Raw genomic sequence first — 14,504 nt, 5'->3', positions numbered from 1 at the left:
TTCGCGCTTTCCCGGTCAATCACAGCACAGTCGATCGATGACCAGCTCGGCTCTCAAGGCCGCCATCAGATCTGCCTCACCTGCGATCGCCGACGCGATGACGCCCGCGAGGATGTCGGGAAGCCAGAGCAGTTCCTCGCTCAGAGGGTCGCACCACTCGACGCGCATCTCGTCAGGCAGCACGTTCTGCGCGCGCAGGGCGTTCACCATGTCGAGATCCTCCCTGTCGTTCGCAGGGCCGCGCCTTTCCATGGCCACGTGGTAGAGACCTCGCTGAGACAGCCGCCAGTAGAGGCGATCGATGCACTTGCGCCGTGCGCGCTTCTGCTTCGATGACGGCATGTCCGTTCCCACGACCGCGATCACTTCGAGCGGCGGCTCGGTGAGCGCGTGAACGATCTCATGCCGACGTTTCGGCTTTTCGTCGCGCCAGTGCAGACGGGGTTGCTTGGAAAGGAGCAACGCGCGGAGAGCCGTCCGATACATGTCGGCTCGGCGACTGGGGACGATCACGGATGCCAGCACGTAGAGGCCCGCACCAACGCGCATGGACTCGTCCACGTACGCGCGTGACTCACTGTTCACGATCCGTCACCGTAAGGGATCGGTGTGCTCTCCGCCCCTGGTTCGCCGATAGTGGGCGGAGTGTTCGGAGGAGACGGGCGGCATGCCGGGTGACCTGTTCAAATGCGCTGCTTAGGTGGAGGATCTCTGCGGTCGTACCCCTGGGAAGGCCGTCAAGATGGGGAGCGGGCCGACATCGTTTTCGTGGTGGCCTACGGCGGCCGGAAGTACCTGTCCACCGACGCCTACGAGGGCACCCTGGATGAGGCCGAGGGGCGCCTGGAGGGCCGGCTCCGGGTCTGGGGCTCGAACCCGTCGCGTCCAGGCTCCGGTGCCGGGTCTGCCATGGTGCAAGCCCGGCATGCCGGCGCTGCGGAGACCCCCGACTCCGCCCCGCGCGTGTTGTGGCCGGATCGGCTGTTCCCGCCGCTCCTCTGAGCTGTCAGCCAGGGCAGGTGCCGCCCTTCGATGAAGCGAGGTCTTCGGCGGAATGAGCACTCAACTCATGTCGTCCGGTGTGAGCAGCCCAAGGCGAAGCGCCGCGCGCTAGCCGGGGTGGCCGGAGCCGCTGCCGCCGAGGCGGCCGATCAGCCGGCCGAGCTGCTCGGCGTAGTGCTCGACCAGCTCGGGTGAGCTGCCGTCGGCGCCGAACAGGCCGCGCGCCAGTTGCGGGTAGATCGCCAAGGCGTTCGCCGCGCTCATTCCGATGAGCAGCAGTGCGGCCGGGTCGAACCGGTCGTCGAGCTCACCGGCCCGCTGGCGCTCGCGGATCAACTCCACCTCGTGCCGAAGCCGGGCGTTGCGTTCTTGCACCTCCTCGTCATCCTCGCCGGTGTCGGCGAGGCCCTCCCATGCGAGGAGGCGTCCGCCGAGACGGGTGTCGACGCTCACCCGCACGTAGCGCTTCATCAACTCGGCGAAGTCCATGTCGTCGGGGAACGCCTGCGCCTCGTAGGCACGCCACCGCCGGCCGATCTCCCGGTACAGGCCGTCCTTGCCGTCGAAGTAGTACGCGATGAGCTGCTGGTTCACGCCGGCGCGCGCGGCGATCTCGGACACCCGGGCACCGGCGAAGCCCTTGGCGGAGAACTCCTCGATCGCTGCGTCGAGGATGCGCGCCTTGGTGCGCTCGGGGTCGCGCTGCCGCTCGTGCGGAGCCGGGGTCCGCCTCGTCGACCGCCGCCCCTTCGTGGCCTCGTCCTCTGCCCGGCGTTCTGTGGTCATGGCCACCATTCTGCCATCCGGCCATAGAACTTAATCATATGAATGGTTGACAGCGTCATGCATGTAAATGACACTGCTTGACAAGAACATACTTTCTGGTCCGATCAAGCAGGGAGGCGATGAGATGACAAGGGAACCACCGACACGACCGGCCGCGCCGTACCAGGGCCGCTGGGCGGCGCTCGCCCTGTTGCTGACCGCGGTGTTCATGGACATGGTGGACAACCAGATCGTGAACATCGCGCTGCCGACCATCCAGCGCGACCTGGACGCGCAACCCTCGGCGCTGCAGTGGACCGCGACCGGCTACACGCTGGCGTTCGCCCTCACCCTGATCACCGGCGGCCGCCTCGGCGACCGCTTCGGCCACCGAACGCTGTTCGTGCTGGGTACGGCCGGCTTCGGCGTCGCCTCACTCGCCGCGGGCATCGCGCCGGGCGTCGCGGTACTGCTGGCGGCCCGCGTCGCGCAGGGCGTGTTCGCCGGTCTGATGGTGCCGCAGGTGCTGTCGTTCATCCACACCGAGTTCTCCGCGGCCGAGCAGGGCAGGGCGATGGGGTTCTACGGCATGACCTTCCCGATCGGCGGCCTCGCCGGCCCGCTGCTCGGGGGCCTGCTCACCCAGGCCGACCTGTTCGGCTGGCATTGGCGGACCATCTTCTTCATCAACGTGCCCATCGCCCTGGCCGCCGCCGTCGGCGCCGCGCTCGTCATGCCGGCGCCCCGCCGCCCCGGCCGGGGCGGCGCCGACCTGCCCGGCGTGCTCGTGCTGGCCGCCGCGCTGCTCGCCGTGCTCTACCCGCTGGTACAGGGGCGTGAGCTGGGCTGGCCGACCTGGGTCTTCCTGCTGATGGCCGCCGCGATCCCGCTCCTTGTGATCCTGGTCGCGCAGCAGCGGGCCCGGCAGCGGCGCGGACGCGAACCGCTGATCCGTCCCGGCCTGTTCCACAGCCGGGCCATGTCGGTCGGCATCCTCGTCATGCTGATCTTCTACTGCGGAATGGGCGCGTTCTTCGTGCTGACGCTGCACCTGCAGAACGGGCTGCACTACTCGCCGTTGAAGACGGCCCTGACCATGCTGCCGGCGACCGTGGGGATCGTGGCCGGCAACGGAATCGGCATGCCGATGGCCCCCAACCTGGGCCGCAGGCTGCCCATGATCGGCCTGACGCTGCTGCTGGCCGGCACCGCCTCGATGATCGCCGTGGTGACGCGATACGGAACCGACCTCACACCCTGGCAGATGGCTCTCCCCGTCCTCCTCTACGGCGCGGGCCTGGGCCTCGGCGCGTCCTCGCTGATGCTGATCACGCTCACCGGGGCGGACGCGGCCGACGCCGGTGCCGCATCCGGCGTGGTCAACACCGTGGTGCAGCTCGGCATGGCCGCAGGACCGGCCACCGTCGGCACCGCCTTCTTCAGCCGCCTGGCCGCCGACGGCGACTTCGCCGGCGCCACACAGATCAGCCTGCTCATCGGCCTCGCCCTGTTCGCCGTGGCACTGCTGGCCTGCTTCCTGCTCCCTCACCCGGCACCGTCGGCCCCGCCTGTCACCCGCACGGACATTCCCACGGCCGGCAACGACCGTCGATGACGCGGCCGAAGCCCTCGGGCGGTGTCTTCGTGAGATTCGCGGAGGAGCGAACCCTACCGGCCGCGCCCTGGCGATCAGGGATGCGAACCGCATCATGGGGATGATCTTCGCCCGCCGGAAACCGTTCGCAAGGGGTTTCGCGGTGCTCCTCAGAACGGCGGCCGGTGGGCGGAGAGCTGGAACCAGACGACGCGGCCGGCGGCGGTCTCGTACCAGCCCCAGGCGGTGGCCAGCTCCTGGACCAGCCACAGGCCGCGCCCGCCGCTGCCGTCGCCGTCGATGTCCGGGCGCAGGGCGGGGCGGCACCCCTCGGATCCGGCGTCGATGACGTCGATGTGGAGCGTTCCAGCGTGGTTGGCGACGGCAACGATGACCCGCCCGCCGGGGACGCGGCCGGAGTCGGAGTGCCGTACGGAGTTCGTCACCAGCTCGGTGACGAGGAGGAGCGCGTCGTCGGTGTGAGGGTGCTCGGTGTCGTCCAGCAGGTCGCGGACGTAGCGGCGCATCCGGGGGACGGCGGCGACCTCAGCGGGCAGCTCGACCTGCCCGAGCAGTCCTAAAACCCTCACCGAACAACCTCGGCTAGCCGTGCGGCCAGCTCACGCATCCGGCTTCGCCGTGCCGGGTCCGGCAGGAGGTCATCCGGCTCGTCGTGGTCCGGTCGGCTGCGGGTCCACCGGTCGGGGACGCCGGGCCAGGTGAAGGTCACGGTACGGCCGTGCTGGGCTGTGACGGGCCTGGGTCTGCCGAGCGGGAGGAAGACCTCCATGCTGGGCCTGCGGCCGGGCGGGAGGCGGACGATGGAGTCGAACCCGAGATCGTTCAACTCCCAGGCCAACTCCACCAGCCGCCCGCTTCCCTCCTGGGGATCGTTCATCCTCATGCCGTCTGCCCTCCCTGGATCGCATAGCCGCTGGGTGTGACATCTACTTCTACGAAGAGTCACGTGTTGTGTACGAAGAGCATGTATGGGCGGCGACATCGGCGCTACTGGAAGAGCAAATTTGCTTCTCAATAATCTCCAGCACTGTCGGTCAACGAGCCGCTACTGTTAGCGGCGATCGGAGGGAGGGCATCGATGATGCAACCCGGGGGTCCCACGGTGCGGAGGCGACGTCTGGCCGCCGAGCTTCGTCACCTTCGTGAACGCGCTCAGTTGACGCTGGAAGAGGTGGGAGAGCGGCTCGGCTGGTCCGCGACCAAGCTCTCGCGGATCGAGACATCCCGGGTGGGTGTGGTCCCCAAGGACGTCGAAAGTCTTCTTGGCCTCTATGGAGTCAACGGCTCCAAGCGCGAGGAGCTTCTTCGGCTGACCCGAGACGCCCGCAAGAAGGGCTGGTGGCAGGCTTACGACGACCTTTCCAGTGAGTACGCCGCTTACATCGGACTGGAAGCCGAGGCTGTTTCGCTGCGAAGCTTCGCGCCCATCGTCATGCCCGGTCTTCTCCAGACCGAGGACTACGCTCGCGCCGTCATCCGCGCCGGATTCGTTCTCGCGCCACCTGGAGAGATGGAGCGTCGTATCGAGATCCGCATGGCCCGGCAGGCACTCCTGACGAAAACCGAGCCCTTGCGTCTTTGGACGATCATTGATGAGGCGGTCATCAGCCGAACCGTCGGCGGGCCTTCTGTGATGCGCTCCCAACTCGAACGGCTCCTCGGCCTGATGGAGACGCCCAACGTCACGCTGCAGGTCCTGCCGTTCACGGTCGGGGCTCACCCAGGTACGAGTGGGGCATTTGAGATCCTTCAGTTTCCTGAGCCCGCTGATCCGGACGTCGTTTTCCTGGAGAACCTGACGGACAGCATCTACGTAGAGCAGGAAGGGGATATCTATCGATATACAGTTGCTTTTGACCACCTTCGTGCTCAGGCTTTGGCGCCGGACGCCTCTCGGACTCTCATTGAGGAGATGGCTGCTCGGCTCGGTTAGCTGCCGTGACGGGAGTGCAGAATGTCGGAAACCAGCTTCTCCTCTGTCGTATGGCGTAAGAGCTCTCTTAGTGGTGCCGGCCAAAATTGCGTTGAAGTCGGCGTCTGGCGCAAGAGCTCTATCAGCGGAAACGGTTCGAACTGCGTCGAGGTAGCGGCCTGGCAGCAGACGACCGGGAGTGACACCACCGGCGGCCAGTGCATGGAGGTCGTTCGCGGCACCTCGTCCATCGAGGCCCAACCCGACCGTCTCTTCCTGGTCCGTGACTCCAAGGACCCTGACGGCCCCGTGCTCTCTTTCCCTCCAACTGGGTGGAACGCCTTCCTCTCCGCCATCAAGAGCGGCGGACTCGACGCGCTGGTCTGATCGACTGAGCGATCATGCCTCGACGACCCACCATGTACCGGTGGCAGGAGGGCGAAAAGCCTCTCCGGAAGATGCAGACCAGGTCTGAATGCCGATTGAGCAAGAGTGATGGCTTCGCGGCATCCAGAGCCGGCCGTACGGACAGGGGAGCCTGAGCCCTGCGCCACCGGTGCCCGCTCGTCGCACTCATCCGCGGCCAACCCGAACGGGCGCGGTACCGGCCTGCGCCGTCGAACAGCCTCCTCGCCGGAACCGGTCCGATCCTCGACTGCCGTAACCCCGGCCATTCGCGATCGGTAGCCTGGGGTCCGATGAACCGTTTCACGACGCCGAGAGGTGCATTCGACCTCACCCGCTTCCCCGAGGATCCCCGCGACCCGCTCCGTGCCTGGGACGCCGCCGACGACTACCTGCTACGGCACCTCGACGGAATCGACGGCGAACCCACCGACCTGTCGGGCACCGTGGTCGTGCTGGGCGACCGGTGGGGCGCCCTGGTCACCGCGCTGGCCGAGCACCGTCCCACGCAGATCACCGACTCCTTCCTCGGTCGGCAGGCGACCCTGGCGAACATGGGGCGCAACGGGATCCCCATGGACGCGGTACGGCTCCGTACGACCAGGGACGCGCCTCCGGATCGGATCGACGTGCTGCTCATCCGCGTGCCCAAGAGCCTCGCGCTGCTTGAGGACCAGCTGCACCGCCTCGCACCCCACATGCACCCGGACACCGTGATCGTCGGCGCGGGGATGGTCACCGAGATCCACACCTCGACGCTGAGGCTGTTCGAGCGGATCGTGGGGCCGACCAGGACGTCGCTGGCGGTGAAGAAGGCCCGGCTCATCTTCTGCTCACCGGACCCGGAGCTCCCCCGGAGCGCCGGCCCGTGGCCGCGAAGCTACGCGTTGCCCGCCGACGTCGGAACCGTCTCGGGTCTGACCGTCACCAACCACGCGGGCATCTTCTGCGCCGACCGCCTGGACATCGGCACCCGCTTCTTCCTGCGGAACCTGCCGACGCGCCGTGGCCGCGAGCACGTCGTGGACCTTGGCTGCGGCAACGGGGTGGTCGGCCTCGCTGCGGCGCTCGCCGACAGCGAGGCCCGGGTGACGTTCATCGACGAGTCCTACCAGGCGCTGGCCTCGGCGGAGGCCACCTTCCGGGCGAACGTGGGCGCGGGCACCGACGCGGAGTTCCTGGCATCCGACGGGATGTCGGATGTGCCCGCCGGGACGGTCGACCTGGTGCTGAACAACCCGCCGTTCCACACGCACCGCGCGACGACCGACGCCACGGCCTGGCGCATGTTCAACGGGTCGCGCGCCGCGCTGCGCCGCGGCGGCGAGCTGTGGGTGGTCGGCAACCGGCACCTCGGCTACCACGCGAAGCTGCGCCGGCTCTTCGGCAACTGCGAGGTCGTCGCGAGCGATCCCAAGTTCGTCGTCCTGCGGGCCGTCAAGAGGTGACCGCACCGCACCGCCGCGCGGCGGTGCGGTGAGGCCCTACGGTCGGCGGGTGCCGTACGGTCGGCCGGCGTGGACCGGGCGGCCGGTCCGGGTGAGGGACGGGCTCTCCGCCGGCTTCGTCGCGGCGGACGGTTCCGTCGGATACTCGGGGGCGCAGCGGGTGCCGGGCTGCGGCACCTTGAGCTCGATCAGGTAGTCGACGATCGCGTCGTGGGCGCAGGCGCTGTTGCGGAACTGGCCGTGCCCGACCCCCTCGTACTCAAGCAGGGCCGACCGCGGGATCTGCCGTGCGACCGACTGGTTCCACGCCGCCGGGGTGCCGACGTCGTGGCGGGCCGTGGCCACCAGGATGGGCGGGGTGTCACCGATCGCGAGCCGGTGCTGCGGGTTGGAGACGGGGCCCTGCCAGTTGAGGCAGCTCGTCACGTCGGACCAGAACGGTGAGAGCTTCGTGTGCGGGGCGATCGTCTCAAGCCGCCGCCGGTACCGGTCGAGCTGGGAGAAGCTCGTGACGTCCCACTTCCAGTCGGAGCACCAGATCGCGGGGTAGGGGTTGTCGACCACTTCCGTCTTGACGGTGAACGGGGACGCCGGGGGAGCGCCCCTGGTGAGGGCCCTGAGCCATTGGGCGGCGTCGAACCAGCCGCTCGGGTCGTACATGTAGATGAACAGTCCCCCTCGCAGATCCTCGGCGGATATCGGAGAACCGTCGAAGGGGGATCTCAGGTCACCGGCCGCCGCCTTCGCGTGCAGTTCGTCCCACACGTCGGTGACCTTCTTGTCGTGCAGCGCGCAGGTCGCGGTCTCGCCGCACCACTTGGCGAAGTCGAGGAAGCTGCTCTCGAAGTCCTCCGTCGTGGTCTTCAGGTACTGCCACGCGGAGGTGATGCTGTGGTCCATGTTGGAGTCGATCGCCATCGCCCGGATGTTCCCCGGGAACAGTTCGGCGTACTGCTGGCCGACCATCGTGCCGTAGGAGATCGCGAAGAAACTGATCCTGCGTTCGCCGAGCGCGACCCGGATCGCGTCGATGTCGCGGGCCGCGCTGGTGGTGTCCACATGGTCGAACAGCGGGCCGGTCTGCCTGCGGCAGTCCCTCGACAGGCTCGCGTTGAACCGCAGGAGCGACCGGTATTCGGCCTCGTCGGCCGGATAGGTGATCGGTGTGCGGTCGACCAGGTCCGCGCTGCACACCGCCCGGGTGCTGCGGCCGACGCCGCGCGGGTCGAGAGTGACCAGGTCGAAGTACTGCCGGACGGGGTCGCTCTCCGGGATGGCGTTGTCGAGGATGAACGGGTCGATCCCCGAGGCGCCGGGGCCGCCCGGGTGGACGACCAGCACGCCGAGCCGCTTGGCCGGGTTCAGCGCGCTGAGCCGTCCGATCGCCAGGTTCAGGGTCGGTCCGTTCGGCCTCTTCCAGTCGATCGGCGCCTTCAGGGTCGCGCACTCGCCCCCGTGGTCTCCGCATCCCGTCCAGGAGAGCGGCTCGGAGGGGCGCCACTCCGGGGTGGCGGTCTGGGCGGCAGGCCGTCCGGTGGGGGACCGCTCCGCGAGGGCCGGGTGCGTGAACGAGGCCGTCAGCACGAGTCCCGCGAGTACGGCGGTGAGTAATCGCGTCTTCATGGATTCCTTTCCTGAGTGTGCGCCGTGTGAGAGGGGACGGCGACGGATCAGGAACGTGTGGACACCGCCTTGACCGGGGCGGAGGACGCTCACCGATGGAGCGAGCGCCGCGGCGCCGGCCACGGAGGTTCACCCGGGTCCCTTTGCGACGCTCGCTCCCCTGGGCGGCGTGAGAACCCGACGGGAACGGTCGGGAGCCCACGCCCGGAGATCGCAAGTAGACGGATTGATCCTGTCGTGACCTGAATTCGACCGCAATGGGTTTCAGTCATCGCGGGAAAGGAGATTCGCTCCCTGCCTGAAAGGGGAGAAGGGGACGCGGATCAGGGCCGGCCGTACCGGGCTGACGTCACGGGGTCGGCGCGGTGGCGTCGCAGGGCTCGGGTGCCTGCGACGAGGGCGATGAGGACGACGAGGACGACGAGGACGACGAGGACGACGAGGACGACGGAGACGGCGCGACGGCGGGTGACCGGCGCGAGAGCAGATATCCCGTCAGTGCGGTGAGCAGTCCGACCAGGCCGGCCGCCGCGAAGCCGCCCGCCGGCGCGGACGCGTCGATCGCCGCCCCCACGATCGGGGAGCCGAGCGCGAACCCCGCGCTCGACGCCGAGGACTGCAGGCCGGTCGCCTCGCCTCGCACACCGGCCGGCGCCAGCCGGCTCACCGCGTCGGCGACCGTGGAGAGGGTCGGTGCGGTGAGCAACCCGGCAGCGATGACGGCCACGCACAGCCAGGGCCAGTCATGGGCGAGTCCGACCGGAACCGTCGCCAGCCCGAGCAGGCCGAGCAGCAGCCAGGTGGACATCGGCCGGGACAGCGCTCCGTACACCAGGCCGCCCACGACGGACGCCACCCCGAGCACGGCGACGACCACGGCCGCCCACGAGACCTGACCGGTTTCTCGGAGGGTGGCGACGATGGCCAGGTCGATGCCGCTGAGCAGCATCGCGACGCCGAACCCCATCGTCAGGACGGCGACCATGGGCGCTCCCAGCCACTCCCGGCGCCGGGGCCGGTCCGCCGCCTCATCGTCCGCCTCGTCCTCGGCGCGCAGCGGCGGGTCGAGCAGGGCGATCCCCGTCCCGCCGGCGACGATCGCGGCGCCCAGTCCCCACGCCACCACCCCGGGGGACATCTTCGCGGCGCACAGGATCACCACCGCCGGCCCCACCATGTACGATAGCTCGCCCACCACCGACTCCAGCGCGAACGCCGCCCGCCGCTGCCCTGCCGTCGTCATCGCGGCGATCGCCTGCCTGGTGACCTGCTGGATCGGCACCATCAGCAGACCGGCGGCGAAGGAGGCGCCCAGCAGGATCACGTACGGCAGCACGGGCACGGTCGGCCAGAACACGAGCTGCGACATGACCGTGGCCCCCAGCACGGTACGCAGACCCCGCCGGTCGATCATCCGGCCCAGCAGCGGCCCGCCCAGCGCGACACCGGCGGTCAGCGCCGCCACCACGGCTCCCGCCGCCGCGTAACTCATGTCGAGGGCGAGGACGACGTACATCGTCAGCGCCGTCGCGTCCGCCGTGATCGCGGCACGGGCGAGCAGCGAAATGCTCAGCAGCGGCGTCATCCCCGGCACCACGAGCACCTGTCGAAACCTGATCACCGGTTCGACGCTAGGTCACCCGGAAGGCCATAGGAAGTCGTCAATTCGTTAGACCAGGCATAATGAATTCTTATGGCGCGTGATCTCGATACGGCACTGCTGCGGTCGTTCGTCACCGCGGTGCGGGCGGGCAGCATCAGCCGTGCGGCGGCGGCGCTCGGTCGCACCCAGCCCGCGCTCAGCCAGCAGTTGCGCAAGCTCGAACGGGCCGTCGGCAGTCCGCTGCTGCACCGGGCGCCGTCCGGCATCTCGCCGACCCGGGCGGGGGAGGAGCTGCTGCCCTACGCCGAGCGCATCCTCGCGCTGTCGGCACAGGCGCTCGCCGAGACAGGACGTGCGCTCACCGGGCACTGCGGGGTGGGACTCCTCGAAGACCTCGCCGCTTCCCGCCTTCCCCAGGCGCTCGCCGATCTCGCGCGGCTGCACCCCGACGCGACGCTGGAGGTGCTCAGTCTTTCCAACGCGGCGATGCGGGAGGCCTACGACACGGGCCGTGTCCAGCTCGTGCTCGACGAGGTCCCGGATCTTCCCTGGCCGCCGCGCTGGACGGTGCGTCTGCCGCTGGTCTGGGCGGTCGGGCAGGGTGTCGCCACCGACGCCGATCCGCTGCCGGTGGTGCTGTTCTCGAACACCTGCGCCTGGCGGACGTCGGTGCTGGAAACGATGGAAGGCTCGGGGCGCCGCTGGCGGGTGGCGTTCGAGAGCAACAGTCTCGCCGGAGTGCTCGCCGCGCTACGGGCCGGGCTCGGAGTCGCGGCGCTTCTGCCCTCCAACCTTGAGCCTGCCATGGCCTGCCACGACGCGGCCGCGTTGCCCGCTCTGCCGGACGTCGAACTCGGCCTTGCCCGCCACCCCGGTACCGAAGGTGACGCGCTCATCGACGCCGTGGAGACCGCCCTGCGGCGGATGATCTGAGCCGCGAACGGCCGGAGCCCGGCGACGGTGGTCGCCGGGCTCCGTTCTCGGACGTGAACCGGGTCGTCTCCCGGTCCCGGGCCTCACGCGGCGGTCGGCCGTACGGCCGTCGCACGCGAGGCGGGTGGGTCAGTCGAACAGCACTCGCAGGGAGAACGTCGCCTCGTCGCCGGTGGCGGTGCCGCTCAGGCCCACGGCGCGCAGGGCCTGGACGCCGGCCCTCTCCTCGCCCTGGATGCTCTTCAGGTAGAGGGGCTCGATCTTGTTGAGGTCGGCGTAGAGGGCGAAGGTCGCCTTTTCGCCGTCGGGGATGGCCTGCTTGAAGCTCTCGCTGTCGCCCAGCTCGCCGCCCTTGGCCAGCGCGGCGGCGTACTCCTGGGTGCTGGCCACCGTGAAGACGCCGTCGCCCGCGACCTTGCCGAGCTGCGGGGCGGTGCCGGACTGGGCGGCGAGCTTCTCCACCTTGCCGACGACCGCCTGGGCCTTGGCCGGGTCGGTGGTGATCCGGGCGCCGACCCTGGGCTGGTTGTCGGTGAGGCCGTTGGCGTCCAGTGCGACGGTGAGGTTCTCGCCGAGCAGCGTCACCAGGTCGGCCGGGAGCGAGAGCCCGGTCTGCTGCTGGAGCTGGGCGACGGACTGCTTGAAGCGTCCCCCCGCGGCCTGGTCCGCCGAATCCATGATCTTGGGCCACTGCTTGGCGATCGCGTTGCCGAGGCCGGAGACGGAGACCGCGGCGACGGTGGAGCCGGGCAGCTCGCCCATGCCGTTGGGGGCCGGGTCCTCCAGGCCCTCGACCGGCTGGGTGCCGCGGGCGACGCCGGCCAGCTCGGCGTAGTCGCCGTCGAAGCGGAGCGCCCCGGCGATCCGGGCGTTCTTGATCGCTTCGATGGCCGCGGTGTTGTCCTTGGCCTCGGGGATGAACGGGACCATCCGGCCGGCGCTCACCCAGAACGACAGCACGCCGGTCTCGCCGAGCGCGCCCAGGTCGTCGGAGAAGTCGGCGTCGTCGGACAGCGAGGGCCCCTGCGCGGCCCGGTCGGCGACCGCCTTGCTCTCGGCCACCAGCGCGTAGTCGTCGCGGAAGGCGATGCCGTGCTCCTCGTCGCCCATCAGCTTGTCGATCCCGGCCTTGGCCTTGCCCTCGTCGGTGACCTGGACGGCGATCAGGGGGTTCGGCTCGTCGCCGGGCTTGGCCGGCGGGAGCATCGCCACGCCGATCCGGCTGCCGAGCCACGGCTCGATGTCGGTGGCGTAGTCCACCTTGGCGAGGTCGGAGTCGTCCTTCTTGAGCAGGGAGAACAGCGCCTTGCGCGGGTCGTCGCCGCTGAAGGAGTCCTTGGTGGCCGGGAACTTCCGCGCGATCTGGAAGAGCGCGAGCTTCTGGTTGGCGGCGGGGTCGAGGTCCAGGCGGACGTAGGCGAGGGCGTTGCCGGGCAGCACGTCGTGCGGCTGGGTGCCGCCGCCGCTGAGCAGGTTGACGGCGTAGAAGCCGCCGCCGCCCACCAGGGCGGCGATCAGGACGGCGATCGCCGTGATCAGCAGGCCCTTGCCGCCCTTGCGGTCCTTGCGCCGGTCCGGCGGGGTCGCGGGGTGGCCGGAGCCGAGGATCTCGGTGTTCTGCCCGCCGCCGTAGGGCTGCTGCTGCCCGTAGGCCGCCTGGCCCCCGTACTGCTGGCCGCCGTAGGGCTGCTGTCCTCCGCCGTAGGACGACTGGTCGCCGTACGCCTGCTGGTTGCCGTACGGCTGCCCGCCGGAGGGCTGGGCGCCGTACTGCTGGCCTCCGTACTGCTGGCCTCCGTACTGCTGGCCGCCGGGGGACTGGTCGCCGTAGGGCTGCTGCCCGTAGGGCTGGCCGTAGGACGGCTGCTGGTGGGCGGCCTGCTCCTGCCCGCCGTACGGCGAGGCGGGCTGCTGCCCGTAGGAGGGCTGACCGTAGACCTGGGTCTGGTCGTATCCGGAACCGCCCTGCGGGTGACCCGGCTGCGGCTGCTGCGGGTAGCCGCCCTGCTGCGGGTGCCCCGGGGCGGGCGGCGGCACCTGCTGGGTGGCGTCGTTCCAGGGATAGGGGGTCGTGCCGTCGGGTTGCCAGCCGGGGCCGGGCGGCTGGCCGGGGAGATTGTTGGGAGACATTCTCACTCACAATGTGGATTTATTAGGTGAAGCGAAAATAGTGGACTTCGGTAACTGATCACTTGCATTGCACTAACCGTGAGACGTCCTGTCAGGGCGGAAACGTGGAAACGGGGCCTCCCTCGGGGCCGCGTCCCGCACCCGGACGGCGAGACGTCGTCGCAGATCACGGCGGTCATGAGAGGCCGGGGAGGCGGAGCCCGGCGGGAGTCGGTACAGTGAGCGCTCTAGAACAAGGTTCGGGAGTGTGGATGACGAAGTTCGACGAGGCGACGCAGGCGATCCGGGTGGACGAGACCACCTACGACGTGTGCCTGGACACCGGCTACTCGATCGGCGGCCCCCTCAACGGCGGCTACCTGATGGCGGTGCTGCTGCGCGCCGTGGTGGACGCCTCCCCGCACGAGCACCCCGTCAGCACCGGAGCCCAGTTCCTGCGCGCCCCCGTCCCCGGCCCCGCCCAGGTGCGGCTGGAGCAGCTCAAGGCGGGCCGCACCGCGGCGATGACCCGCGCCACCCTCGTCCAGGACGGCGTCTCCTTCATCGAGGCCCTCGTGACGACGGCGACCCTCGGCGACGTCGCCCCCGACTGGACGGGCGAGCCGGCGGCGGTCCTGCCGCCCGCCGAGGAGTGCGTCAAGCTGCCCGACCCCAAGCCGGAGTCGAACATGACGCTCAGCGCGCAGATGGACATGCGGTTCGACCCGCCCACCCTCGGCTGGCTGCAGGGCCGTCCCACCGGCCGCCCCGAGGCCCGCGCGTACTTCCGGATGACCGAGCCGCAGGACCCCGACCCCTACGTGCTGGCGCTGGCCGTCGACGCGCTCCCGCCCGTGGTGTTCTCCGCCGGGGCGCGCGGCTGGGCCCCCACCGTGGAGCTCACCTGGCACCTGCGAGCCCTGCCCGCGCCCGGCTGGCTCACCCTGGTCGGCAGCGGCAGGCTGATCAGCGACGGCTGGTTCGACGAGGACGTCGAGGTCTGGGACTCCGCCGGGCGGCTGGTCGCCCAGTCGCGGCAGCTCGCCCGGGTGGGCCGCGGCTGAACCCGGCCCCGGCGGGACCCGCGCG

At 69.8% G+C, this 14,504-nt stretch carries 13 protein-coding genes; 6 read left to right on the top strand and 7 right to left on the bottom strand.

The genetic code is table 11. The features are described 5' to 3' along the window. Positions 1 to 15 precede the first annotated feature (15 nt). A complete protein-coding gene (locus HDA43_RS08400) occupies positions 16 to 585 on the bottom strand; it encodes a hypothetical protein (protein ID WP_179819173.1) in 570 nt (189 codons plus the stop codon). A gap of 525 nt (positions 586 to 1,110) precedes the next feature. Beyond that, positions 1,111 to 1,788, bottom strand: a complete 678-nt coding sequence (locus HDA43_RS08395) for a TetR/AcrR family transcriptional regulator (RefSeq protein WP_179819172.1) — start codon at positions 1,786 to 1,788, stop codon at positions 1,111 to 1,113. 124 nt (positions 1,789 to 1,912) lie between these two features. On the opposite strand from HDA43_RS08395, the gene HDA43_RS08390 reads away from it, so the two are divergent. Further along, the gene (locus HDA43_RS08390) at positions 1,913 to 3,382 is read left to right on the top strand and encodes an MFS transporter (protein WP_179819171.1); all 1,470 of its coding nucleotides are present in this window, start codon (positions 1,913 to 1,915) and stop codon (positions 3,380 to 3,382) included. 149 nt (positions 3,383 to 3,531) lie between these two features. On the opposite strand, the gene HDA43_RS08385 is transcribed toward HDA43_RS08390, so the two are convergent. Together HDA43_RS08385 and HDA43_RS08380 are read right to left on the bottom strand one after the other, a co-directional pair. Continuing rightward, the gene (locus tag HDA43_RS08385; protein ID WP_179819170.1) at positions 3,532 to 3,951 is read right to left on the bottom strand and encodes an ATP-binding protein; all 420 of its coding nucleotides are present in this window, start codon (positions 3,949 to 3,951) and stop codon (positions 3,532 to 3,534) included. Continuing rightward, positions 3,948 to 4,265, bottom strand: a complete 318-nt coding sequence (locus HDA43_RS08380) for a hypothetical protein (RefSeq protein ID WP_179819169.1) — start codon at positions 4,263 to 4,265, stop codon at positions 3,948 to 3,950. Before HDA43_RS08380 ends, HDA43_RS08385 begins: the two co-directional genes overlap by 4 nt. Positions 4,266 to 4,460: 195 nt before the next feature. On the opposite strand from HDA43_RS08380, the gene HDA43_RS08375 reads away from it, so the two are divergent. The 3 genes from HDA43_RS08375 (at position 4,461) to HDA43_RS08365 (ending at position 7,147) form a co-directional block, all read left to right on the top strand. Then, positions 4,461 to 5,315 carry a helix-turn-helix domain-containing protein gene (locus tag HDA43_RS08375; protein WP_179819168.1) on the top strand — a complete coding sequence of 285 codons (855 nt, stop codon included), beginning with the start codon at positions 4,461 to 4,463 and terminating at the stop codon, positions 5,313 to 5,315. Between the two features lie 21 nt (positions 5,316 to 5,336). Then, on the top strand, positions 5,337 to 5,681 hold the full coding sequence (locus HDA43_RS08370) for a DUF397 domain-containing protein (RefSeq protein WP_179819167.1): 345 nt from the start codon (positions 5,337 to 5,339) through the stop codon (positions 5,679 to 5,681). A gap of 311 nt (positions 5,682 to 5,992) precedes the next feature. After that, complete coding sequence (locus tag HDA43_RS08365; RefSeq protein ID WP_179819166.1) at positions 5,993 to 7,147, top strand: methyltransferase; 1,155 nt, start codon at positions 5,993 to 5,995, stop codon at positions 7,145 to 7,147. A gap of 36 nt (positions 7,148 to 7,183) precedes the next feature. On the opposite strand, the gene HDA43_RS08360 is transcribed toward HDA43_RS08365, so the two are convergent. Further along, on the bottom strand, positions 7,184 to 8,770 hold the full coding sequence (locus HDA43_RS08360; protein ID WP_179819165.1) for an alpha/beta fold hydrolase: 1,587 nt from the start codon (positions 8,768 to 8,770) through the stop codon (positions 7,184 to 7,186). Positions 8,771 to 9,119: 349 nt separating this feature from the next. After that, positions 9,120 to 10,391, bottom strand: coding sequence for an MFS transporter (locus HDA43_RS08355; protein WP_312873114.1), 1,272 nt, complete (start codon positions 10,389 to 10,391; stop codon positions 9,120 to 9,122). Positions 10,392 to 10,463: 72 nt separating this feature from the next. On the opposite strand from HDA43_RS08355, the gene HDA43_RS08350 reads away from it, so the two are divergent. Then, positions 10,464 to 11,306 carry a LysR family transcriptional regulator gene (locus HDA43_RS08350; RefSeq protein WP_179819164.1) on the top strand — a complete coding sequence of 281 codons (843 nt, stop codon included), beginning with the start codon at positions 10,464 to 10,466 and terminating at the stop codon, positions 11,304 to 11,306. Positions 11,307 to 11,435: 129 nt separating this feature from the next. Here the strand turns inward: HDA43_RS08350 and HDA43_RS08345 are convergent, their stop codons facing one another. Beyond that, entirely contained in the window at positions 11,436 to 13,436 is a 2,001-nt protein-coding gene (locus tag HDA43_RS08345; protein WP_179819163.1) for a DUF3352 domain-containing protein, read from the bottom strand. 251 nt (positions 13,437 to 13,687) lie between these two features. Between HDA43_RS08345 and HDA43_RS08340 the strand changes: the two genes are divergently transcribed. Further along, positions 13,688 to 14,479, top strand: coding sequence for a thioesterase family protein (locus HDA43_RS08340; RefSeq protein ID WP_179819162.1), 792 nt, complete (start codon positions 13,688 to 13,690; stop codon positions 14,477 to 14,479). The last annotated feature ends 25 nt before the right edge of the window (positions 14,480 to 14,504 follow it).

Origin of the sequence: Streptosporangium sandarakinum (assembly GCF_013409935.1) — a bacterium.
Lineage (GTDB): Bacteria > Actinomycetota > Actinomycetes > Streptosporangiales > Streptosporangiaceae > Streptosporangium > Streptosporangium nondiastaticum.
This window is presented reverse-complemented; position numbering and strand designations above follow the sequence as displayed.

What these genes read in the sequence shown, in the direction of transcription:
- HDA43_RS08395 (WP_179819172.1), bottom strand. Translation starts at nt 1,788, where the DNA reads ATGACCACAGAACGCCGGGCAGAGGACGAGGCCACGAAGGGGCGGCGG.
- HDA43_RS08390 (WP_179819171.1), top strand. Translation starts at nt 1,913, where the DNA reads ATGACAAGGGAACCACCGACACGACCGGCCGCGCCGTACCAGGGCCGC.
- HDA43_RS08380 (WP_179819169.1), bottom strand. Translation starts at nt 4,265, where the DNA reads ATGAGGATGAACGATCCCCAGGAGGGAAGCGGGCGGCTGGTGGAGTTG.
- HDA43_RS08375 (WP_179819168.1), top strand. Translation starts at nt 4,461, where the DNA reads ATGATGCAACCCGGGGGTCCCACGGTGCGGAGGCGACGTCTGGCCGCC.
- HDA43_RS08370 (WP_179819167.1), top strand. Translation starts at nt 5,337, where the DNA reads ATGTCGGAAACCAGCTTCTCCTCTGTCGTATGGCGTAAGAGCTCTCTT.
- HDA43_RS08365 (WP_179819166.1), top strand. Translation starts at nt 5,993, where the DNA reads ATGAACCGTTTCACGACGCCGAGAGGTGCATTCGACCTCACCCGCTTC.
- HDA43_RS08360 (WP_179819165.1), bottom strand. Translation starts at nt 8,770, where the DNA reads ATGAAGACGCGATTACTCACCGCCGTACTCGCGGGACTCGTGCTGACG.
- HDA43_RS08350 (WP_179819164.1), top strand. Translation starts at nt 10,464, where the DNA reads ATGGCGCGTGATCTCGATACGGCACTGCTGCGGTCGTTCGTCACCGCG.
- HDA43_RS08345 (WP_179819163.1), bottom strand. Translation starts at nt 13,436, where the DNA reads ATGTCTCCCAACAATCTCCCCGGCCAGCCGCCCGGCCCCGGCTGGCAA.
- HDA43_RS08340 (WP_179819162.1), top strand. Translation starts at nt 13,688, where the DNA reads ATGACGAAGTTCGACGAGGCGACGCAGGCGATCCGGGTGGACGAGACC.